This is a genomic window from Ectothiorhodospira mobilis (assembly GCF_016584115.1).
Taxonomy (GTDB): domain Bacteria; phylum Pseudomonadota; class Gammaproteobacteria; order Ectothiorhodospirales; family Ectothiorhodospiraceae; genus Ectothiorhodospira; species Ectothiorhodospira mobilis.
Genome location: NZ_NRSK01000019.1, coordinates 13932 through 35284, shown reverse-complemented (window position 1 = coordinate 35284; position 21353 = coordinate 13932). Strand labels below are relative to the sequence as shown.

General features: G+C 68.0%; 16 protein-coding genes. 11 read left to right on the top strand and 5 right to left on the bottom strand.

Features of this window, described 5'->3' with window-relative positions; genetic code table 11:
* The first annotated feature begins 10 nt into the window (after window positions 1–10).
* The 3 genes from CKO33_RS08860 (at window position 11) to CKO33_RS08850 (ending at window position 2776) form a co-directional block, all read left to right on the top strand.
* Window positions 11–550: an HNH endonuclease gene (locus tag CKO33_RS08860; protein WP_200181637.1), complete on the top strand. Its 540-nt coding sequence runs from the start codon at window positions 11–13 to the stop codon at window positions 548–550.
* Between the two features lie 349 nt (window positions 551–899).
* On the top strand, window positions 900–2009 hold the full coding sequence (hemH, locus tag CKO33_RS08855) for a ferrochelatase (RefSeq protein WP_200181612.1): 1110 nt from the start codon (window positions 900–902) through the stop codon (window positions 2007–2009).
* Window positions 2006–2776, top strand: a complete 771-nt coding sequence (locus tag CKO33_RS08850; protein ID WP_200181610.1) for a competence/damage-inducible protein A — start codon at window positions 2006–2008, stop codon at window positions 2774–2776. Before hemH ends, CKO33_RS08850 begins: the two co-directional genes overlap by 4 nt.
* A gap of 73 nt (window positions 2777–2849) precedes the next feature.
* Here CKO33_RS08850 and CKO33_RS08845 read toward each other — a convergent pair whose 3' ends face one another.
* The gene (locus CKO33_RS08845; RefSeq protein ID WP_200181608.1) at window positions 2850–3437 is read right to left on the bottom strand and encodes a cytochrome b; all 588 of its coding nucleotides are present in this window, start codon (window positions 3435–3437) and stop codon (window positions 2850–2852) included.
* Window positions 3438–3674: 237 nt separating this feature from the next.
* Between CKO33_RS08845 and CKO33_RS08840 the strand changes: the two genes are divergently transcribed.
* A complete protein-coding gene (locus tag CKO33_RS08840) occupies window positions 3675–5279 on the top strand; it encodes a cation:proton antiporter domain-containing protein (RefSeq protein WP_200181606.1) in 1605 nt (534 codons plus the stop codon).
* Between the two features lie 310 nt (window positions 5280–5589).
* Window positions 5590–7575, top strand: a complete 1986-nt coding sequence (locus tag CKO33_RS08835; RefSeq protein WP_338081756.1) for a TonB-dependent receptor — start codon at window positions 5590–5592, stop codon at window positions 7573–7575.
* A gap of 14 nt (window positions 7576–7589) precedes the next feature.
* On the opposite strand, the gene CKO33_RS08830 is transcribed toward CKO33_RS08835, so the two are convergent.
* The 4 genes from CKO33_RS08830 to CKO33_RS08815 all read right to left on the bottom strand — a co-directional run bounded on the left by CKO33_RS08830 (window position 7590) and on the right by CKO33_RS08815 (window position 11484).
* A complete protein-coding gene (locus CKO33_RS08830) occupies window positions 7590–8261 on the bottom strand; it encodes a DUF2939 domain-containing protein (protein WP_274600750.1) in 672 nt (223 codons plus the stop codon).
* Window positions 8152–10068: a methyl-accepting chemotaxis protein gene (locus tag CKO33_RS08825; protein ID WP_200181601.1), complete on the bottom strand. Its 1917-nt coding sequence runs from the start codon at window positions 10066–10068 to the stop codon at window positions 8152–8154. The genes CKO33_RS08830 and CKO33_RS08825 overlap by 110 nt, the downstream gene beginning before the upstream one ends.
* Window positions 10069–10259: 191 nt before the next feature.
* Window positions 10260–10790 (bottom strand): DUF2939 domain-containing protein, encoded by a 531-nt coding sequence (locus CKO33_RS08820; RefSeq protein ID WP_200181599.1) that lies wholly within the window; start codon window positions 10788–10790, stop codon window positions 10260–10262.
* 130 nt (window positions 10791–10920) lie between these two features.
* Window positions 10921–11484: a nucleoside deaminase gene (locus tag CKO33_RS08815; protein ID WP_200181597.1), complete on the bottom strand. Its 564-nt coding sequence runs from the start codon at window positions 11482–11484 to the stop codon at window positions 10921–10923.
* Window positions 11485–11616: 132 nt separating this feature from the next.
* Here CKO33_RS08815 and CKO33_RS08810 point away from each other — a divergent pair, with 132 nt between their 5' ends.
* The 6 genes from CKO33_RS08810 to CKO33_RS08785 all read left to right on the top strand — a co-directional run bounded on the left by CKO33_RS08810 (window position 11617) and on the right by CKO33_RS08785 (window position 21353).
* On the top strand, window positions 11617–12039 hold the full coding sequence (locus CKO33_RS08810) for a DUF1841 family protein (protein ID WP_200181596.1): 423 nt from the start codon (window positions 11617–11619) through the stop codon (window positions 12037–12039).
* Window positions 12040–12340: 301 nt separating this feature from the next.
* Complete coding sequence (locus CKO33_RS08805) at window positions 12341–13192, top strand: RnfABCDGE type electron transport complex subunit B (RefSeq protein WP_200181594.1); 852 nt, start codon at window positions 12341–12343, stop codon at window positions 13190–13192.
* Between the two features lie 127 nt (window positions 13193–13319).
* The gene (locus CKO33_RS08800) at window positions 13320–18290 is read left to right on the top strand and encodes a 2-oxoacid:acceptor oxidoreductase family protein (RefSeq protein WP_200181592.1); all 4971 of its coding nucleotides are present in this window, start codon (window positions 13320–13322) and stop codon (window positions 18288–18290) included.
* 2 nt (window positions 18291–18292) lie between these two features.
* The gene (gene rsxC / locus CKO33_RS08795; RefSeq protein WP_200181590.1) at window positions 18293–19636 is read left to right on the top strand and encodes an electron transport complex subunit RsxC; all 1344 of its coding nucleotides are present in this window, start codon (window positions 18293–18295) and stop codon (window positions 19634–19636) included.
* Window positions 19633–20652: an RnfABCDGE type electron transport complex subunit D gene (locus CKO33_RS08790; RefSeq protein WP_200181589.1), complete on the top strand. Its 1020-nt coding sequence runs from the start codon at window positions 19633–19635 to the stop codon at window positions 20650–20652. The genes rsxC and CKO33_RS08790 overlap by 4 nt, the downstream gene beginning before the upstream one ends.
* The gene (locus CKO33_RS08785; protein WP_200181587.1) at window positions 20649–21353 is read left to right on the top strand and encodes an RnfABCDGE type electron transport complex subunit G; all 705 of its coding nucleotides are present in this window, start codon (window positions 20649–20651) and stop codon (window positions 21351–21353) included. The genes CKO33_RS08790 and CKO33_RS08785 overlap by 4 nt, the downstream gene beginning before the upstream one ends.

Sequence of the window (21353 nt, the reverse complement as noted above, 5' to 3'; positions counted from 1 at the left end):
TGCCTCGGGCATGCCGATGGAATGGATCAACTATCAGCAGGCCGTGCGGCTCTACCACGCCGGGCAGGTGGCCTATGCCTGCGGCTCGGTGCTCTATCGCGTGCATGGCGGCGTCAATGCCCGCACCGGCCGGCGCAGCGTGGTGGAGGTGAACTCCATCCTCGCCACCCATGGCACCAACAAGGCCATCCACGGCGCCTATGTCCCCCCCCTGAACAACGCGGCCCTGTTCCGGCGCGACGCCTTCCTCTGCCTCTACTGCGGCGAGCGTTTCCGGCCCCACGACCTGTCCCGGGATCACGTCACCCCCCTGAGCCAGGGCGGGGCGGATCACTGGGTCAACGTGGTCACCGCCTGCAAGCGCTGCAACAACCACAAGGCGGGCCACACCCCGGAACAGGCGGGCATGCAGTTGCTGGCCGTGCCCTTTGTGCCCACCCATGCCGAATACATCTACCTGCAGGGGCGTCGTGTCCTGGCGGATCAGATGGAGTTCCTGCAGGCCCATTTCCCGCGCTCCAGCCCGCTGAGGCGGCGTCCGCTGCAGTAAACGGGCGCGGCGCGATCGGCTGCGGGGATCAGGGCCGGGTAGCCTGCGGCCCTGGCGGGGCAGGGCCGGGGGGAATGCCGCGAGATCCCCGGGCATCGTCCCGAACGCACCCTGCGGCGCGTTCTTCCCGGGACCGTTCCATGGCGCAGGGATGCGGTCCGCGCACCCGTCAACCCTGGTGAATCCAGGCCCATCGGTTTACAGTCACGCTTGCGCCCAATGGGGAAGATTGGATATGGCGGTCGAGCTCTACACAGAAGCCCCCGCGCCCGCATGGTCCGGGACGCGTACCGGCGGGGATGTCGCGGATCCCCCGGGGCGGACTACACACCCGGAAAAAGAACACGCAATGAGCTATATCGGCGAGCCGGATTATCGTCATGGGAGTCCGCAGACCCTGGGGATCCTGATCAGCAACCTGGGCACACCCGACGCGCCCACACCCCAGGCCCTCAGGCGCTATCTCAAGGAGTTCCTCTGGGATCCGCGGGTGGTGGAGTTCCCCCGGGTGCTGTGGTGGCTGCTGCTGCACGGCGTCATCCTCAATACCCGCCCGCGCAAGAGCGCGGCCAAGTACGCCCGCATCTGGGGCGAGCAGGGCTCGCCGCTGCTGAGCATCACCCGTGCCCAGGGCCAGGCCGTGGCCGAGCGGATCGCCCGGCGCATGTACGGCCCGGTGAAGGTGGCCGTGGCCATGCGCTACGGCAATCCCTCCATCGCCGCCGGCCTGGAGGAGCTGCGCCGGGCCGGTGCGCGGCGCCTGCTGATCCTCCCCCTCTACCCCCAGTACGCCGCCTCCACCACCGGGTCCACCTTCGATGCCGTCTCCCATGCGCTGAGCCGCTGGCGCTGGGTGCCGGAGACGCGTTTTGTCACCGGTTACCACAGCGAACCCGCCTATATCGAGGCCCTGGCCGCCAGCATCCGCGAGCACTGGGCCGAGCACGGCCGCGGGGATCACCTGCTGTTTTCCTTCCATGGCATCCCCAGGAGCTACCTGGATCAGGGGGATCCCTACCACTGCTACTGCCAGACCACCGCCCGCCTGGTGGCGGAGCACCTGGATCTGCCGGAGGACCGCTGGGAGGTAACCTTCCAGTCCCGTTTTGGCAAGCAGCAGTGGCTCACCCCCTACACCCTGGAGACCATCCAGGGCCTGCCCGCCCGGGGGGTGAAGTCCCTGGATGTGGTCTGCCCCGGCTTCTCCGCCGACTGCCTGGAGACCCTGGAGGAGATCGCCGACGAGAGCCGCGAGGCCTTCCTGGAGGCCGGCGGGGAGCGGTTCAGCTATATCCCCGCCCTCAACACCCGGGAGGACCACGCCGATGCCCTGGCGGAACTCATCCTGCGTCACGTGCAGGGGTGGCCCGAGGCCGACGAGAACTACGATGCCGAGGCCCTGAGGGAGGCCGGTGAGCTGGCCCGCGCCCGTGCCCTGGCCATGGGCGCGAAGAATTGATCGGCGCCCTGATCATCGGTGATGAACTCCTGTCCGGCAGGCGCCGGGACAGGCACATGGCCTTCCTCATCGAGGCCCTGGCCCTGCGCGGCCTGGAGCTCTCCTTCGTGCGTTTCGTGGGGGACGACGCCCACCTGCTGACGGACAACCTGCGCCAGACCCTGGCCCTGGAGGAGGCGGTGGTGTTCAGCTTTGGTGGCATCGGCGCCACCCCCGACGACCGTACCCGGCAGTGCCTGGCGCAGGCGGCGGGTGTGCCCCTGACCCCTCACCCCGGGGCCGTGGCCCTCCTGGAGGAACGCTTCGGGGCGGCGGCCTATCCCCACCGCATCCGCATGGCCCACCTGCCCCAGGGGGCGGAACTGATCCCCAACCCGGTCAACCGCGTGCCGGGTTTCAGCTGGCGTCATCACCATTGTGTGCCGGGGTTCCCTAACATGGCCTGGCCCATGGTGGAGTGGGTCCTGGATACCCACTACCCGCATCTGTTCCACCGCATGCCCAGCGTCCTGCGCCTCGTGCGGGTCCACGGGACCCCCGAGTCGGAACTGGTTCCGGTGATGGAATCGCTGATGGAGGCCTTCCCGGAGATCCGGGTCTCCAGTCTGCCGTCCACCCGGGCCGGGTGCCGCGAGGTGGAACTCGGGGTGAAGGGACCGGCGGATGCCGTGGCCGGTGCCATGCAGCGCCTGCTTCAGGCCCTGGAGGCGGGGGGGATGGAATGGGCGGAAATGCCGCCCGCGGATCTTCCCGACGGTTCCAATTGAGGCGCAAGGCCCCACGCGCCGCCAGCGGCGCGTGGATCGGGGGACAAGGGCCCCCCGATGGCGTCCGCCGTACTTAGCGGAACAGACTGATGCGCTTCATCACCCAGTCCTGGCGCACGCGGTAGTGGTACAGGCCGGCGGCGGTGTGGAGGACGATCAGGACGGCGATCGCCACCCCCAGGGCCATGTGGGCCAGGAACAGGTTCTCCGCCAGGGCGGGGTCCTCGGCGAGGAAGCCGGGCAGTTCCCAGGTGAAGAAGTTCACCGGGGCCCCCGCCGCGGCCGTGCCCAGCCAGCCGACGATGGGCATGGCAATCACCAGGACATACAACAGGAAGTGCACCAGGCCGCCCAGGGCGCGCTGCATGCGCGTCGGGGAGATGGCGTATTCCGGGGTGCGCTGGGAGAGCCGTACCACCAGGCGCACCAGCATCAGGAGCAGGATGGAGATGCCCAGGGTCTTGTGGGCCATGAAGGCGGTGCCGGCGAGATCGGCCCCCACCAGTGCCGTGAGCTGCTCCTGGCCCAGGATGCCCAGGGTGAAGCCGCCGATCAGGGCGAATACCAGCAGGACGGCGATGAGCCAGTGCAGCACCCGGAGGGCATAGGAATGGCGCGGCAGCCCGGAGGCCACTTCAACGGTCGGGTAGTCGGTGCTCATGTGTGCTCCCTTGGTCTTGTGGATGTCATGCTCGTTCACACGGGCCGGGGCTGGCGCCACATCACCGGATGCCGGGTGCCACCGGCCCGTTCAGGACGGAATAAGGCCCACTAAGGGTAGCAGTATTCGCCAGTACGGGCGTAATGGAATCGCGGGAGCCTTGCACTGTGTCAGCGGTGCATCCGCTCCCCATGGCCGGATCGTTGGTGTCGACCCCGATATCAGAAGGAACGTGTCTTGATTGAAGTCCTTTCCCTGTCGTTCGCTTTTCTTTTTGGCATGCTGGTGCGCCTGGTGGGATTGCCACCGCTGGTGGGCTTTCTCGCCGCCGGCTTTGCCCTGAACTATTTCGGACCCACCCTGGGGCTGCCCCATCAGACGGGGGAGGTCCTGGATCACGTGGCCCACCTGGGGGTGTTGCTGCTCCTGTTCACCGTGGGCCTCAAGCTCAAGCTGCGCAACCTCGTGGAGCGGGCGGTGCTGGGCGGGGCCCTGCTGCATTTCCTGCTCTCGGTGGGGGTGTTCCTGGGGGTCTTCCTGGCCCTGCCCGCCCTGATCCCCGGTGGGGAGACGGCCCTGCTCCTGGCCGTCGCCCTGGCCTTCTCCAGCACCGTGCTGGCGGCCAAGGTGCTGGAGGCGAAACGGGAACTGCGGGCCTTTCACGGCCGCATGGCCATCGGCATCCTCATCATCCAGGACCTGCTGGCCCTGTTGGTGCTGGCCGTGGCCGGCGGGCACGAACCCTCCCCCTGGGCCCTGCTGCTCCTTGCCCTGCCGCTACTGCGGCCCGTGCTCCACTGGCTTTTGGATCTGGCCGGTCACGACGAGTTGGTCGTGGTCATGGGGGTGGTACTGGCTATTGTCGTGGGGGGATGGGGGTTCGATCTCTTTGGTCTGAGCCCCGAGGTGGGGGCCCTGGCCATGGGGGTGATGCTCTCCGGGCATGTCCGTGCCCAGGAGATCTCCAACGCCCTCTGGGGCCTCAAGGAGCTCTTTCTCGTGGGGTTCTTCCTGCAGATCGGCATGTCGGGTCTGCCGGATCTGCAGGCGGCCCTGTTCGGCCTCGGCCTCGCCCTGCTGCTGCCCGTCAAGGGAGCCCTGTTCTTCTTCCTGCTGCTGGCGTTCGGTCTGCGGGCGCGCAACGCCTTCCTGGCGGCCCTGAGCCTGAGCAGCTACAGCGAGTTCGGTCTCATCGTGGCCGCCGCCTTGCTCCAGGACTGGCTCGTGCCCCTGGCCCTGGCGGTGACCTTCAGTTTCGTCCTGTCCGCCCCCCTGAACCGGGTTTCCCACACCCTGTTTGACCGTTTTGAATCCCGGCTGCGCCGTTTCGAGCGTCGCAGCCGGCACCCCGACGAACAGCCGGTCTCCCTGGGGGATGCGGAACTTTTGGTTGTTGGTATGGGGCGCACCGGCACGGCCGCCTTCAACGTCCTTATCCGTAACGGCGCCCGGGTGGCCGGGGTGGATGCCGATACCGCCAAGGTGGCCGAACACCAGAAGCAGGGCCGGCACGTGGTCTATGCCGACGCCGAGGATATCTGTTTCTGGAACGGGGTGGATCTGGACGGCATCCGCGCCGTGATCCTGGCCACCCCGGACTTCGAGGGCAAGCAGATCGCCGCCCGCAGACTGCGCCGCAGGGGATTCTCCGGGCTCATCATTGCCCAGATCATGTACGAGGATGAGGAGGACCCGCTGCGCCGCGCCGGTGTGGATGAGATCTACATGGCCATGGTGGGGGCCGGTATGGGCCTTGCCGGCACTGCCTGGGACCGCCTCCAGGGGGGGAAGGCGGGACGGCGGGCGAAAGATCCGGGCCGGCACGAGGTCTCTGCGTCGTGAAGGGGGCCGAAGGCTGAGCCGGTTCCCGACTTCCCGGAGCCGCGCTTCGCTGACCGGGTGAAGTCGGTCCCTTCAGCATACCGCCGGCCCCGGGTGAGCGGAACCCGGCGGGTATTTCCATGTTATTGGCATGAAAATTAAATACGTTATAACATTGCATGAACTGTATTCCATGCCAATCCGGGAGCTTGCCATGAACTGGATGAGACCGTTGCCCCTTCTTGCAGTGGGGATGTGCGCTGGGGGCGCTGGCACCGTCCCCCCGGAGGCCAGCGCCTCCGGGGGCGCTGCCGAAATCGAACTGCCTCCCGTGGAAGTGACTGCCGGGGTGCCGCTGCCGGGGGCGCCCATGCTGCAGGCGGCGGATGTGGACGTGCTCACCGGGGAGGCGTTGCAGCGCCGCGGGCGCTTCACCCTGGGCGAGACCCTGGAGGCCCTGCCCGGGGTGTCCTCGGTGACGGCCGGTACCCAGGTGGGGCGACCGGTGATCCGGGGATTGAGCGGGGACCGCATCCGTATCCTGTCCAACGGCATCGGGGTGGAGTATCAACAATACGGGCAGCGGCATCCCCCCGGCATCGACCCCTTCCTGGCCGGGCGCATCGAGGTGGTGCGGGGGGCCTCCAGCCTGCTCCATGGCTCGGGCGCCCTGGGTGGCGCCATCGATGTGCAGGCCCCGGCGTTTCTCTATGCCCCTCCGGGGGAGATGGCGATGGATGGAGAGGCCCTCATCGCCCACCACGACCACAACGGGCAGCGGGATACGGGGCTGCGGGCCCGGGCCGGTAGCGACCGGTTCAGCCTCATGGCCGGGATCATGCGGCGCAGCGCGGGCCTTCTGGAGACCCCGCGGGCGACCCCCGCCGCGGTCTCCGGGGACGCCGATGATCCCCGCTTTACGGGGACCCTGCCCCACACCGGCTTTCAACAACTCAATGGCCAGGTCGGTGCCCAACTGCGCACCGACCTGGGGACCTACGGCCTGCGCTACACCCAGTGGGACGGGGAGAACGATTTTCTCCTGCCCAATGGGGACGGCATCGGCATCTGGCTGCGCAACGACGAGCTGCAATTGAGCGGGCATATGCCCCTTGCGGCCGGGTGGGAGCTGCGGCCCACCCTGTCCTGGCAGAACAATCTGCGCCGCGCCAATCGCCCCGGCCGTCCGCGGGGCGATGGCTATGACGGTACGATCCATCTGGAGACCGATGTCTACACCGCGCGCATGGAGGCCCTGCATGGTCCCCTGGGGCCCTTTGATGGCGGCACGCTGGGGATGGAGTACACGGACCAGGTCCAGCATTCCCGGGGGAGCACGGTGCTGGCGCCGGGCGGGGAGGTGAGCAATCTGGCCCTGTTCGCCTTTGAGACCCGGGATGTGGGCGACCTGACCCTGCAGGCTGGCCTGCGCCACGACTGGCATCGCGTCGTCGGGGACGCCCATCGAACTGCGGCCCCGGTGGATTTCTCCGGGCGGGATGCCCACGATCACCGGGTCTTCACCGGCGCACTGGGGGTGGTGTACCGCCTCAGTGACCGGCTTGCCCTGGCAGCCAATGCCGGCCGGGGGTTCCGGGCTCCGGGGCTGTTCGAGCGCTATGCCGATGGTGTGCACGGGGGCGTGGCCGCCGTGCAGCAGGGCAATCCCGATCTGGAGCCGGAGCGTGCCCTGAATCTGGATCTCGCCCTGCGCTGGAACGCCCCGGGCCTGGCGGCCAGCGCCACCCTCTACCGCAATGACATCCGCCACTACATCTATCTGCAGGATACCGGGACGCAGCGTCAGGGGCTGCCCGTGTTCGCCTACCAGCAGGACAATGCCGTGCTCGAGGGGGTGGAGGTGGAGGTCCGCTGGCAGGCCACGGATCGGATGGAATGGGCGGGTAGCCTGGAGGGGGTGCGGGGGACCAACCAGCGCACCGGTCATGACCTGCCCATGCTGCCTGCGGATACCCTCCGCCTGGAGGTCACCTACCGTTTCCCCTCCCGGGGGCTGGACCCCTGGCTACGCCTGGGGCTGCGCCACAGTGCCGCCAAGGATGCGGCCCCGGGGGAACCCTTCGCCCAGTTCGATGACCTGCCCTTTGGTACGGCCTCCACCGAGGCCTACACCCTGGCCGATCTCGGCGCCGGCCTGGCCTTTCATGGCTTCGGGGCACGCCCCGTGCAACTGGAACTGGCGGTGCGCAATCTGCTGGATCGCGAATACCGCGACTTTCTCGACACCTATAAGGGCTATGCCCTGAGCCCCGGACGGGAGATCCGGGTCAGCATGCGGGTGCCCTTTGGCGGATGAGGCCCCGCCGGGGCTCACAGGGGCAGGCGCAGGCCGGTGAGCTTCCAGAAGATGAGGTTGCGGCGGGTGAAGACCAGCTGCACCTTTTCCCCGGGGGCGTTGCGGTCGGCGATGGTCACCACGAAGCGGTCATAGGCCTCGTAGCCCAGGTCCACACGGGTGTTCTCCCGCCGTTTCATGGTCACCTCGCTCTCCTCTTCCCCCGGGGTTCTGGGCAGGTAGCCCTGCCAGATGCGGGTGAGGGCTTCCGGGGAGATCATGGCATCCACCAGGGGTTTGAGCAGGGCGTCCGCCAGGGCCAGGCCCATGGCGGCGAAGGGATGCTCCCCTGCCGCAGCGGACAATTCCTGCTCCATGGTGGCCCTCAGGGTCTGGCGCATGTCTGCCCGCAGGGCCGGGAGATCGGTGTAGCGGGCCACCGTCCCGGTGTCCTCGGCCTGGGCGGCCTCGCGGATGCGGTCCACCGTGTGATAGGGGGAGTAGAACATCCAGCCGGCCAGGGCCAGGAGGAGGTCTCTGCGTCGTGAAGGGGCCTGGCCCGTCCCCTTTAATCCCGTGATTGTGGCTTTAGCAAATTCACACCTTGAACCGCCCCACACGGTCCTGCAGTTCCGCCGCCAGCCGGGCCAGCTCGTCGCTGGCCGAGGCAATCTGCGAGGAGCCGCTGGCGGCCTGTTCGACGCCATTGCTGATCTGCATCAGGGAACGGTTGACGTCCTCGGCCACGGCGGACTGCTCTTCGGCTGCGCTGGCGATCTGGGTGTTCATGTCGTTGATGGTGCGGATGCCATCAGTGATCTCCTCCAGGGCCTTGGCGGCCCGTTCGGCGGAGGCAACGCCCTGGGTGGCCTTGTGGTGACCTGCGTCCATGACCTGGACGGCCTCGTGGGAGGCGGTCTGCAGTTTCTCGATGAGATCCCGGATCTCCTGGGTTGAGGTCTGGGTACGGGTGGCCAGGCTGCGCACTTCGTCTGCGACCACGGCAAAACCACGGCCTGTTTCCCCTGCCCTTGCGGCTTCGATGGCGGCATTGAGGGCCAGGAGATTGGTCTGGTCGGCGATGTCCCGGATGACCTCCAGCACCGTGCCAATGCCTTCGGCATCCCCGCGCAGGCGATGGATCACTGTAACGGCATTTTGCACCTCATCGGCCAGGTCCCCCACCTCCGTGGCGGTGAACTGCACCACCTGGGCCCCGGATTGCGCCGCTTGATTGGAGGTGTTCGCGGCCTCAGCCGCCTGACTGGCATTGCCGGCGACCTGGTTCACGGTGGTGGCCATCTGGGTCATGGCCGTGGCCACCTGCTCGGTCTCCGCTTGCTGCTGTTGCACCTGCTCGCTGGAGTGGCGGCTGGATACGGCCAGTTCCTCCGCCGCCGCGGAGAGTTGATTGGCGGCCTCCGAGACCTGTCTCACCAGGGTGTGTACGCCGTCGGCGAAGATGTTGAAGCTGCGGGCCAGATCCCCGAACTCGTCGTGGCGATCCTCATCGAGCCGCTGGGTCAGGTCCCCATCCCCGGCGGCAATGCGGTCCAGCGCATGGCGCGTCTCTTTCACCGGCCGCACGATCATGCGTGAGACCACCACGATGATGCCGGTCAGGATCAGCAGGGTGATCCCGAACACCATCACCAGGCTCGCCTGCATCTCGCGGGCGGCGGCCAGCAGGTTGTCTGTGGGGATGGCGACGGCCAGGGACCATCCAGGGGTATTGGGGACCGGCTGATAGGTCAAATGAAAGGCGCGCCCCTGGCCATCCACATATTCCCCCATACCCTGCTCCCCGGCCACCATGCGCCGGGCCAGGGCTGCATATCCTTCATTGGCCGCTTCCAGGGCGTTCTCTGACATGCGCCGGTCCGGGTCCGGATGGGCAATGGTCATGCCGTTGGAATCCAGGGCCCAGGCGATGGCGCCTGGTTCATCGATGGCCCGTTCCACGATGCGCGATAGGGTATCCAGGGTGACCGTGGCGGCCACCAAGCCGATCACGTCCCCGCGCCTATTCTCCACGCCATGGGCCAGGACGGTGATGGGGTTGCCCGTGCTGCGGGAGTAGACCGGGTTGGTGACGACAGAGCGGACGCTCTGATCCTGGACGATGCGCTGGAAATAGGCGCGATCCGCCAGATTGGAGCGATGTTCATTGTGATAGTAGGCCTCCCCTTCTGTGTCGGTGAAGAACAAGACCTCGTATTCATCGCTCATGTGCTGGCCAAAGTGCTGGAGTACGCCCGAGATGCTTTCGGTATTGCCCGAACTCATCACCCGGGTTTGGGCCAGGGTACGTACCACATTCATGTGTGACTCCAGCCACCATCCCACCTTTTCCGCCCCCGCGCTGGCCTGATTCCGGGCCTTGTCCTGCATCAGGTCCACCATCCGGTGGCTGGTCTGGCTGACGATCAGGGAGGCCGCCACCAGAAAGGCGATGCCCATGGGGATGCCGAACAGGGTCAGCAGCTTGGGGGTCATTCGGAGTCGGTCGAACATCAGCGAACCCTTCTGGGACGAGCGAGCCCGGGATATGGAACAGGGGAACAGGGGAACAGGGGAAGCGAAGGCTATAAAATTTATTAATGACGCACTGCAATTAGTTTATCGGGTGTATCGATCGGCGTCGAGGAAACTTGAGGGAGGAAGCGCCGGGTATCCTCCGCCCCGGGAGGGCGGCCGGTCCCCGGTTACAGGGGCAGGCGCAGGCCGGTGAGCTTCCAGAAGATGAGGTTGCGGCGGGTGAAGACCAGCTGCACCTTTTCCCCGGGGGCGTTGCGGTCGGCGATGGTCACCACGAAGCGGTCATAGGCCTCGTAGCCCAGGTCCACACGGGTGTTCTCCCGCCGTTTCATGGTCACCTCGCTCTCCTCTTCCCCCGGGGTTCTGGGCAGGTAGCCCTGCCAGATGCGGGTGAGGGCTTCCGGGGAGATCATGGCATCCACCAGGGGTTTGAGCAGGGCGTCCGCCAGGGCCAGGCCCATGGCGGCGAAGGGATGCTCCCCCGCCGCAGCGGACAATTCCTGCTCCATGGTGGCCCTCAGGGTCTGGCGCACGTCTGCCCGCAGGGCCGGGAGATCGGTGTAGCGGGCCACCGTCCCGGTGTCCTCGGCCTGGGCGGCCTCGCGGATGCGGTCCACCGTGTGATAGGGGGAGTAGAACATCCAGCCGGCCAGGGCCAGCAGGGCCAGGAGGAGGAGGGGCTTGACGAGGCTCTTCATGGGCGGTCCGCAGGGGGTCGGATGGGGTAGGGGTGGCCGGTCCTGCCATGGGCCGACCGGGGGCGGGTATTGTCCCGATCCGGGGGTGGTCTGTCATCCGGGGCAGATCCACGCCATTACTGGCATGGCATCAGTAGATGGCGCCGCCGGAGTCGGCGTAGGCCTGCAGCACCTCCCGCGCCGGCCCCCGCAGCACGTCCCGCTCCACGTGGATACCGCGGCGGGTGAGGCCGTGGGTCCACGGCCGGGGCTTGCTGCCCTCGTCGAAGCCGATGCGGCGCACGTCGCTGTCCCGGGCGCCGCAGACGAAGCGGCTGACCCCGGACCAGGGGATGGCCCCGAGGCACATGGCACAGGGCTCCGCCGAGGAGACCAGGGTGTACTCCAGCCGGCCACCGTCGCTCAGGTCGTGGCGGCCCAGGCGCCTCTGGGCCAGGGCCATGGCCACCATCTCGGCGTGCAGCAGGGCGCAGTTCAGGTGCAGCACCAGATTCACCCCCGGGGCCACCAGCCGGCCGTCGGCATCGAAGACAGCCGCGCCGAAGGGGCCGCCGGTGCCCTGGTTCACGTTGTCCCGGGCCAGGGCGATGGCGAAGGTCATCTGTTCCCGGGTCCCGGGCATGGGCGGGAAGTCGTGGGCCATGCGGGCCTCGAGCCAGTCCGGCAGCCGGATCTCCAGGGGGGGCAGTTCCATGGCGGTCTCCTCGGCGGGGCGGGCCACAGGGCCCGCATGAACCCATGATCGGCGGGGCAGGGAGGCGGGATCAAGGGTGATACACTGGCCGGTCCGGCGCCGGGGGCGCGACATCGCATCGAGGGGTGGGCCATGTTTGCCGATCAGGGGCGTGAGCAGTTGCGGGCCATGTATTGCCAGGCCTGGCGCAAATGGCGGGCCGGGGAGCCCCTGGAGCCCCTGGAGCGGCAGATCGCGGAGCTGGTGCGGGAGCACCCGGAATATCACGGGCTCCTGGAGGATGCGGGCGCCGCCCGCGGGGCGGAGTTCCATATCGCGGAAGGTGTCGACAATCCCTTCCTGCATATGGGCATGCACCTGGCCCTGCGGGACCAGGTGGCCATGGACCGGCCGGCGGGCATCGCCGCGGTGCATCGCGCCCTGGCCCTGCGCATGGGGCCCCATGGGGCGGAACATGCCATGATGGAATGCCTGGGCACGGCCCTGTGGGAGGCCCAGCGCCAGGGAGGGGCACCGGATGAACAGGCCTATCTGGACTGCCTGAAACGGCTGTAGTCCCCCATATTCCCTTCATATCACCCCTGCCTCACTCCAGGAGGGGGGGGCACTGCCTTGCCGGGGGGTGGGGCGTGCCCCGCCGGGACCCGATGGGTGTCCGTTTCCGCTTGATATTCATCAATATCATACCGAAATAAGCTTTTTTCTTCTTTTCCGGGGGTTCCATGGGTTGACCCCATGACGAGCGCGGGGTAGGTTTTGTCATCAATTGTTCACTGCACAAAAAGTGAGTGTTCTGTTAGGGCAAAACGGCACCGTGACTTCCTCTACCCTTCAAATCGCGCTGGCGGGCGGGTTCATGGCCTCTCTGGGCGTGCTCCTGGCCGGTGTACTGGCGTTTGCCAACCGGCGGCTGTATGTCTTCGAGGATCCCCGCATCGATCAGCTGGAAGACATGCTGCCCCGTACCAACTGCGGGGCCTGCGGTGAGGCGGGGTGCCGTGCCTTTGCCGAGGCCCTGGTGGCCGGGCGCGCCCAGCCGGCGCAGTGCACGGTGAACTCGGCGGAGATGAACCAGAAGATCGCCGATTTCCTGGGGGTGTCCGTGGGCAGTCAGGAGCGCAGGATCGCCCGCCTGGCCTGTGCCGGGGGATCCCACGTGGCCGCCACCCGGGCCCGCTACCAGGGGCTCAAGTCCTGCCGCGCCGCCGCCCTGGTGTCCGGCGGAGGCAAGGGCTGCACCTGGGGCTGCCTGGGGCTGGGGGACTGCGAGCAGGTGTGTTCCTTCGACGCCATCCATCTGAACCGCTACGGCCTGCCGGTGGTGGACGTGGACAAGTGCACCGGCTGCGGCGACTGCGTCGAGGTCTGCCCCAAGGACCTGTTCAGCCTGCAGCCGGAGAGCCACCGCCTCTGGGTGGCCTGCCGCAACCAGGATCCCCAGGACGAGGCCATGGCCCAGTGCCAGGTGGTGTGCACCGGCTGCGGCCGCTGCGCCATGGACGCCCCCGAGGGGCTGATCCGCATCGAGAATCACCTGGCCGTGATCGACTACGAAAAGAACGCCCTGGCCTCCCCGGTGGCCATCCAGCGCTGCCCCACCGGGGCCATCGTCTGGCTGGAAGGGAAGGAGCCCCGCAAGGGTTCGGGCGCCCGCAAAGTCACCCGCAAGGAACCGCTGCCACGCATGGAGCCCCTGCCCCGCGTATGACGCGGCGCGCGCGGGGCGACGCCGGCCGGCCTCCAGGCCCGGGCGGCCCCTTGGCATTCCCGCATGGAAGGCACGCATACCGGATTACTGAAAACACGACGGCCCGCGGGCTGGCAGGAGAGTGACCATGATCTTCAAACGCAGCAAGTCGTCCCAGGACTTCCAGTACAAGGGCATCCGCGCCGCCATGGACGGGAACACCGCGGTGATCCACTGCGAACGCGAGGCATCGGATGCGGCCGGGGCCTATCCCATCACCCCCTCCACGCAGATGGGGGAGATGTGGGCCGAGGAGGTCTCCAAGGGCCACGTGAACATCTCCGGCCGCTCGCTGGTGTTCATCGAGCCCGAATCGGAACACGCCGCCGCCGCCGTCACCGCCGGCCTGTCCATGACCGGCATGCGTGCCATCAACTTCTCCTCCGCCCAGGGCGTGGCCTTCATGCACGAATCCCTGTACGCGGCCGCGGGCAAGCGCCTGCCCTATATCCTCAACATCGGCTGCCGCGCCATCACCAAGGCGGCGCTGAACGTGCACGCCTCCCATGATGACTACCACTGCGTGGACGACACCGGCTTCTTCCAGGTGTTCGCCAAGAGCGCCCAGGAGGCGGCGGACCTGAACCTCATCGCCCACAAGGTGGCGGAGCTGTCCCTCACCCCGGGGATCGTCGCCCAGGACGGCTTCCTCACCACCCACCTCATCGAATCCCTGAAGGTGCCCGAGCGGGAGCTCATCGCCGAGTACCTGGGACGCCCCGATGACACCATCGACTGCCCCACGCCGGCCCAGCGCCTGATCTTCGGCGAGAAGCGCCGCCGCATCCCCGCCATCTGGGACGTGGACGAGCCCATGCTCTCCGGTTCCTCCCAGAACCAGGATGCCTACATGCAGCAGGTGGCGGCCCAGCGTCCCTATTTCTTCGACCACGTGGCCGAGCTGACGGACCAGTGCATGGAGGAGTTCTATGAACTCACCGGCCGGCGCTATGGCCGTGTCTCCGGCTACCGCACCGAGGATGCCGAATACCTGATCCTGGGGCAGGGCAGCATGGTGGCCACCTCCGAGGCCGTGGCCGATCACCTGCGCGCCACCCGCAACCTCAAGGTGGGTGTGGTGAACCTGACCATGTTCCGTCCCTTCCCCGGGGCCGCCCTGGCCGCCCTGCTCAAGGGGCGCAAGGGAGTGGCCGTGCTGGAGCGCACCGACCAGCCCCTGGCGGAGGACCTGCCGCTGATGCGCGAGACCCGCGCCGCCGTGGGCAAGGCCATCGAGAACGGCCTGGCGGGCAAGGTGATGCCCTATGCCGATTACCCGGCCTTCGATCGCAACGGCGACATCCCGCGCCTCTACTCCGGCGCCTACGGCCTGGGTTCCCGGGATCTGCAGCCCGAGGGGCTGATCGCCGCCGTGGAGAACATGCTTCCCGACGGGGCCCAGCGCACCTTCTTCTACCTGTCCGTGGACTTCGTGCGCGACGAGGCCGCCAGTCCCAAGCAGGAACTGCACCAGCAGTCGGTGGTGGAGGCCTACCCGCGGGTGCGGGAGCTGGCCCTGCGCGGTTCGGAGAACCCGAGCCTGATGCCCGAGGGGGCCATCGCCGTGCGTCTGCACTCCGTGGGCGGCTGGGGGGCCATGACCACGGGCAAGAACCTGGCCATGACCCTGTTCGATCTGCTGGACTTCCATATCAAGGCCAACCCCAAGTACGGCTCCGAGAAGAAGGGCCAGCCCACCACCTATTACCTGGCCGCCGCCCCCGAACCCATCCGGGTGAGCAGTGAGCTCAAGACCGTGGACGTGGTGCTGTCCCCGGACCCCAATGTATTCGACCACTCCAACCCCCTGGCGGGGCTGAAGCAGGGTGGATTCTTCATCATCCAGTCCAATCTGGAGGAGGCCGAGGCGGTGTGGCGCAGCTTCCCGGCCTGGGCGCAGCGCTACATCATCGAGCATGAGATCCGCGTCTTCTATCTGGACGCCTTCCGCATCGCCCGGGACGAGGCCTCCAACGCCGATCTGCAGTTCCGCATGCAGGGCATCGCCTTCCAGGGGGCCTTCTTCGCCGCCTCGCCGGTGATGGAGCGCCGCGGCCTGGACGAGGAGACCCTGTTCAAGGCCATCCGCCAGCAGCTGCAGGAGAAGTTCGGCAGCAAGGGCGAGCGCGTGGTGGAGGACAACCTGCGGGTGGTGCGCCGCGGCTTTGACGAGATCACCGAGATCACCGACAAGGTGGTCACCCAGGAGGCGGCCGGCGCCGTGCAGAGCCATCGCGTCCCCGAGATGCCGGTGATGCTCAAGCGCCTGCCCCAGTCCCATTCCCCCAGCGCCGACATCCACCGCTTCTGGGAACAGACCGGCAGCTTCTATCTCTCCGGCCAGGGCAACGACAACCTGGCGGATCCCTTCATCGCCCGCTCCCTGATCCCCGCCTCCACGGGCATCTACCGGGACATGACCCAGATCCGCTTCGAATACCCGGCCTGGGATCCGGCCCGGTGCACCGCCTGCGGCGACTGCTACACCGTATGCCCGGACAGCGCCATCCCCGGCCTGGCCAACTCCATCGGCGAGGTCTTCGACACCGCCGTGCGCCGCATCGAGACCGGCGGCCGGCCCACGCGCCTGCTGCGCCGCGCCGTGCGGGATCTGGAAAAACGCCTGCGCCAGGGCCTGCTGGAGGCCGGCGAGGAGGCGGATGTGGGCGCCGAACTGGATGCCGCCATCGACCGCCTGCTGGCCGAGGGCAGCCAGAGCGATGAGGACCGGGCCCGCCTGCAGGAGGAACTGGGCTGGCTGCGGGAGGCCATCGGCGACTTCCAGTTCGCCGTCACCAAGCCCTACTTCACCGCCCTGGAGAAGCGTTCCAAGGGCAGCGGCGGCCTGTTCTCCCTCACCATCAACCCCTATACCTGCAAGGGCTGCATGGAGTGCGTGGAGATCTGCGAGGAGGGTGCCCTCAAGGCGGTGACCCAGACCCCCGAGGCGGTGGACACCCTGCGCCGCAACTGGGACTTCTGGCTGGATCTGCCCACCACCAACCCCCAGTACAACCGCATCGATGATCTGGATGAGGGCATCGGCGCCCTGGAGACCCTGCTCATGGACAAGCGGGTCTACAACTCCGTGAACTGCGGCGACGGGGCTTGCCTGGGCTGCGGCGAGAAGACCGCCATCCACCTGTTCACCGGCACGGTCACGGCCCTGATGCAGCCGCGGGTCAAGGCCCAGGTGAAGAAGCTGGACGACCTCATCGCCCGCCTGGAACAGCACGTGCGCCTGAAGCTGGCCGAGGGCATGGACCTGTCGGACGTGAATGCCGTGAATCAGGTGATCGGCCAGCACAGCGACAGGGATCTGACCCTGTCACGGCTGTCCGAGGCCCTGGATTCCACCGGCACCACCACCGTGGACCCCGACTGGCTGCAGTGGGTGAGCGGCGTGCTCGCCCAGCTCAAGGATCTGCGCTGGCGCTATGTGGAGGGTCCCACGGGCCGCGGCCGCAGCGACCTGGGCATGGTCAACGCCACCGGCTGCACCTCCGTGTGGGGCGGCACCTTCCCCTACAGCCCCTATCCGTTCCCCTGGGCCAGCCACCTGTTCCAGGACAGCCCCTCCATGGCCATGGGCCTGTTCGAGGGGCACATGGCCAAGATGGCCGAGGGCTTCAAGGCCATCCGCCAGGCGGAACTGGAGCTGGCCGGCAAGTACGACCCGGTGGAACACGAGGCCTTCTTCGCCCAGTTCAACTGGGAACAGTTCAGCGACGAGGAATTCGCCCTGTGCCCGCCGGTGGTGAGCGTGGGCGGGGACGGCGCCATGTACGACATCGGCTTCCAGAACCTGTCCCGTGCCCTCATGTCCGGCATGCCCATCAAGGTGCTGGTGCTGGACACCCAGGTGTATTCCAACACCGGCGGCCAGGCCTGCACCTCCGGCTTCATCAGCCAGGTGTCGGATATGGCCCCCTACGGCAAGGCCTGGAAGGGCAAGGAGGAGATCCGCAAGGAGATCAGCCTCATCGGCCTGGCCCACCGCACCAGCTACGTGATGCAGGGGGCCATCTCCAATGTCACGCACCTGCTGGAGAGCTTCATCGAGGGCCTCAACGCCCGCCGTCCGGCCCTGTTCAACGTCTATGCCGTGTGCCCGCCGGAACACGGGGTGGGGGACGACGTGGCCTTCGCCCAGTCCAGGCTGGCCGTGGAGTCCCGCGCCTATCCGCTGTTCCGCTACAACCCGGACCGGGGCGTGACCTTCCGCGAGTGCTGTGACCTGGAGGGCAATCCGTCCCTGGAGCAGGACTGGCCCAGCTACACCCTGAAGTACCAGGACGAGGACGGCAACGAGGCCACCATGGAACTGCCCATGACCTTCGCCGACTTCGCCCTGACGGAGGGCCGCTTCCGCAAGCACTTCCGCAAGGCGCCCCAGGAGACCTGGAACGAGGACATGATCCCGCTGCCGGAATTCCTGGAGCTGTCCGAGGATGAGCGCGAGGGCCGCTACCCCTATATCTGGACCGTGGACGGCAGGAACCGTCTGGGCCGTGTCCTGGTCTCCGAGGAGATCGTGCGTTCCACCGAGGAGCGGCGCGACTTCTGGCACCAGCTCAAGGGCCTGCTGGGTCTGGATCACCAGGTGGTGGATGCCGAGGCCGTGGCGGCGCAGACCCGCAGCGAGATGGCCCAACGCCTCTCCCATGCCCTGCTGTCCCTGGCCAGCGGCGAGGGGGCCGGGCAGCTGGCCACCGCCCTGGAGGGGCAGGCCGCCCCGGCACCCGCGCCTGGCGCCACGCCCCCGGCCGCACCGGAGGCGTCCGCCGGCAACGGCGGGGCCGACTGGGAGTACGAGCCGGTATGGGTGGAGAGCAACGAATGCACCGCCTGCGATGAGTGCCTGCAGATCGCCCCGGGGGCCTTTGCCTACAATGACGACAAGCAGGCGGTGGTGACGGATCCCAAGGGGGCGTCGTACAAGGACCTGGTGCGGGCGGCGGAGAAGTGCCCGGCCCTGGCCATCCACCCGGGCACGCCGGCCAACCCCGCCGAGCCCGACGCCGAGAAGCTGATGAAGCGGGCCGCGAAGTTCAACTGACCATGGGTATGCTCTCGTTCCTTACCGGGCGCACCTTCCCCCGGGGGGTCCATCCCCCCGGGTTGAAGGAATCGACCCGCGATCAGGCCATCCGCCGGCTGCCCTTCGCGCCGCGCCTGGTGCTGCCCCTGGCGCAGCACTTCGGCAAGCCCTCCCGGCCGGTGGTGAAACGCCACCAGGAGGTGGTGCGCGGGCAGGTGATCGCCGAGGCGGACGGCTTCCAGTCGGTGCCGCTGCACGCCCCGGTCACCGGGGTGGTGGAGGGGATCGAACTCATGCCCACCGCCCGCGGCCCCAAGACCGAGGCCATCCTGCTGCGCACCCTGCCCGGTGACAGCCAGGCGGTGCGCTGGTCCAGCCCGCGGGATCTTTCGGGTCTCTCCCGGGAGGAGCTGATCCGGGCGATCCAGGCGGCCGGCCTGGTGGGGCAGGGGGGGGCCGCCTTCCCCACCCACCTGAAGTACGCCGTGCCCGAGGGGCATCGGGTGGACACCCTGGTGGTGAACGGCTGTGAATGCGAGCCCTATCTCACCACCGACCACCGCATCATGGTGGAGCAGGCGCAGGAGGTCCTCGCCGGCATCCGCCTGGCCCTGCGGGCCGTGGGGGCCGACCAGGCCCTCATCGGCGTGGAGGACGACAAGCCCGACGCCATCGCCGCCCTGCAGGCCCAGATCGGCCCGGATGATCCCATCGCCGTGCGCAAGGTGAAGGCCAAGTACCCCCAGGGCTCGGAGAAGATGCTCATCAAGGCCCTGCTGAAGCGGGAGGTCCCCTCCGGCGGACTGCCCTTCCAGGTGGGGGTGGTGGTGAACAATGCGGGCACCATGGCCCAGCTGGGGCGGCTCCTGCCCCTGGGGGAGGGGCTCATCGAGCGGGTCATCACCGTGGCCGGTCCCGGGGTGGAGCGCCCCGGCAACTACCGGGTGCCGGTGGGCACGCCGCTGCGCTATCTGCTGGAGCATGTGGGTTTTCGCGGTGATGATGCCAGCCACCTGATCCTGGGCGGGCCCATGATGGGCAACACCGTCTCCTCCCTGGATGTGCCCGTCACCAAGGCGGTATCCGGGCTGGTGGTGCTGCCCCAGGCCCAGGCGGGTGCAGTGCCGGAACCCATCCATCCGTGCATCCGCTGCGGGCGCTGCGTGGAGGCCTGCCCCGTGGGGCTCAACCCCGCGGAGCTGGGCCGTCTGGCGGCCAAGCGCCGCTACGAGACCATGCAGGAGCGCTTTCACCTGAGTGATTGCTTCGAGTGCGGGTCCTGCGCCTATGTCTGTCCCGCCAACATCCCGCTGGTGCAGTATTTCCGCATCGCCAAGGCCCTGAACCGGGAGCGCCTGTCGTGACGCCGCTGCAGATCGAACTGAAGACCTCGCCCCATGTGAAACAGGGGGGCAGTGTGCAGCAGATCATGCGCAACGTGGTCCTCGCCCTGCTGCCCATCTGCGCGTTTTCCGTGTACCACTTCGGCCTCAGCGCCCTGGCGCTGATGGTGGTGACCACGCTCACCTGCGTGGCCACGGAGCAGCTGTTCAACCGGCTCTCCCGACGGCCCGCGACGGTGTCCGACTACAGCGCCGTCATCACCGGCCTGCTGCTGGCCCTGACCCTGCCGCCGGCCTTCCCCCTGTGGATGGCGGCCCTGTCCGGGTTCATCGGCATTGCCCTGGGCAAGTCCCTGTTCGGCGGTCTGGGCTTTAACCTGTTCAACCCCGCCCTCATCGGCCGGGCCTTCGCCCAGGGGGCCTTCCCCGGCGCCGTCTCCACCTGGACCCTGCCGGGGCATCCGGAGCGCTTCACGGAGTTTCTGCCCTCCACCCTGGCGGTCCCCTTCACCACCCCGGCCCCGGTGGACGCCTACACGGCGGCCACCCCCCTGGGGATGTGGAAGTTCCAGGGGGAACATGCCGACACCTGGGATCTGTTCACCGGCATGGTGGCCGGTTCCGCCGGCGAGACCTCGGCCCTGCTGATCCTGGTGTGCGGGCTCTATCTCATCGCCCGGCGCATGATGAACTGGCGTATCCCGGCCGCCGTGCTGGGCAGCGCCTTTGTCACCGCCGGGGCCTTCTACCTGCTGGATCCGGGGCACTATCCCACCCCCTGGTTCGTGCTCCTCTCCGGCGGACTCATGCTGGGGGCCTTCTTCATGGCCAGTGACATGGTGGCCTCGCCCATGACCCGCTCCGGGCTCTGGCTCTACGGCGCCCTCATCGGCTTTCTCACGGTGATCATCCGCTTCTTCGGCGGGCTTCCGGAGGGGGTGATGTACGCCATCCTCCTGGGCAACGCCGCCTCGCCCCTGATCGATCGCTTCATCCAGCCCCGTCCCTACGGCACCCGCAAGCGGAGGGCGTCATGAGCCGCGCGGCTTCCCTGCAACAGCAGCCCAAACCCACCTCCGGCTTCCGCCTGGTGGCCACCCTGGGGCTCATCGCCCTGTTCTCCGGCCTGCTGGTGGTGAGCGTGTACGAGTACACCCGGCCCTTCATCGCCCAGAACCAGCAGCGCGCCCTGGAGGCGGCGGTGCTGGAGGTGATCCCCGGGGCCGAGACCCGGCGCAGCTTCGTGCTCACCGATACCGGGCTCTTCCCCCGGGATGAGGCCCCGGCAGCCGGGCGGGCCATCTATGCCGCCTACGACGCCGACGGCAGCCTGGCCGGCGTGGCCCTGGAGGCCTCCGGACGGGGCTATGCCGATGTCATCCGCATCCTCTACGGCTACGATCCGGATTGTGCCTGCATCGTCGGCATGACCGTGCTGGAGAGCCGGGAGACCCCCGGCCTGGGGGACAAGATCGAGACCGAGCCCCATTTCCTGGAGAGCCTCCAGGGCCTGGAGGCCCGGCTCAACGCCGAGGGTACGGGCCTGGCCCATCGCATCCGCACGGTGGACCAGGGGGAGGCGGACGATCCCTGGGAGATCGACGGCATCACCGGGGCCACCATCTCCTCGGAGGCCATCGGCGACATGATCCACGCCAGCGCCGATGCGGTGCTGCCCCGGCTGGCCGCCCACTGGGACACCCTGCGCCGGGCCGCCCCGCGCCCCGACCAGCCCTGA

What these genes read in the sequence shown, in the direction of transcription:
- CKO33_RS08860 (WP_200181637.1), top strand. Translation starts at nt 11, where the DNA reads ATGCCGATGGAATGGATCAACTATCAGCAGGCCGTGCGGCTCTACCAC.
- hemH (WP_200181612.1), top strand. Translation starts at nt 900, where the DNA reads ATGAGCTATATCGGCGAGCCGGATTATCGTCATGGGAGTCCGCAGACC.
- CKO33_RS08845 (WP_200181608.1), bottom strand. Translation starts at nt 3,437, where the DNA reads ATGAGCACCGACTACCCGACCGTTGAAGTGGCCTCCGGGCTGCCGCGC.
- CKO33_RS08830 (WP_274600750.1), bottom strand. Translation starts at nt 8,261, where the DNA reads ATGGCGTCGAACAGGCCGCCAGCGGCTCCTCGCAGATTGCCTCGGCCA.
- CKO33_RS08825 (WP_200181601.1), bottom strand. Translation starts at nt 10,068, where the DNA reads ATGTTCGACCGACTCCGAATGACCCCCAAGCTGCTGACCCTGTTCGGC.
- CKO33_RS08820 (WP_200181599.1), bottom strand. Translation starts at nt 10,790, where the DNA reads ATGAAGAGCCTCGTCAAGCCCCTCCTCCTCCTGGCCCTGCTGGCCCTG.
- CKO33_RS08815 (WP_200181597.1), bottom strand. Translation starts at nt 11,484, where the DNA reads ATGGAACTGCCCCCCCTGGAGATCCGGCTGCCGGACTGGCTCGAGGCC.
- CKO33_RS08810 (WP_200181596.1), top strand. Translation starts at nt 11,617, where the DNA reads ATGTTTGCCGATCAGGGGCGTGAGCAGTTGCGGGCCATGTATTGCCAG.
- CKO33_RS08805 (WP_200181594.1), top strand. Translation starts at nt 12,341, where the DNA reads ATGGCCTCTCTGGGCGTGCTCCTGGCCGGTGTACTGGCGTTTGCCAAC.
- CKO33_RS08800 (WP_200181592.1), top strand. Translation starts at nt 13,320, where the DNA reads ATGATCTTCAAACGCAGCAAGTCGTCCCAGGACTTCCAGTACAAGGGC.
- rsxC (WP_200181590.1), top strand. Translation starts at nt 18,293, where the DNA reads ATGGGTATGCTCTCGTTCCTTACCGGGCGCACCTTCCCCCGGGGGGTC.
- CKO33_RS08785 (WP_200181587.1), top strand. Translation starts at nt 20,649, where the DNA reads ATGAGCCGCGCGGCTTCCCTGCAACAGCAGCCCAAACCCACCTCCGGC.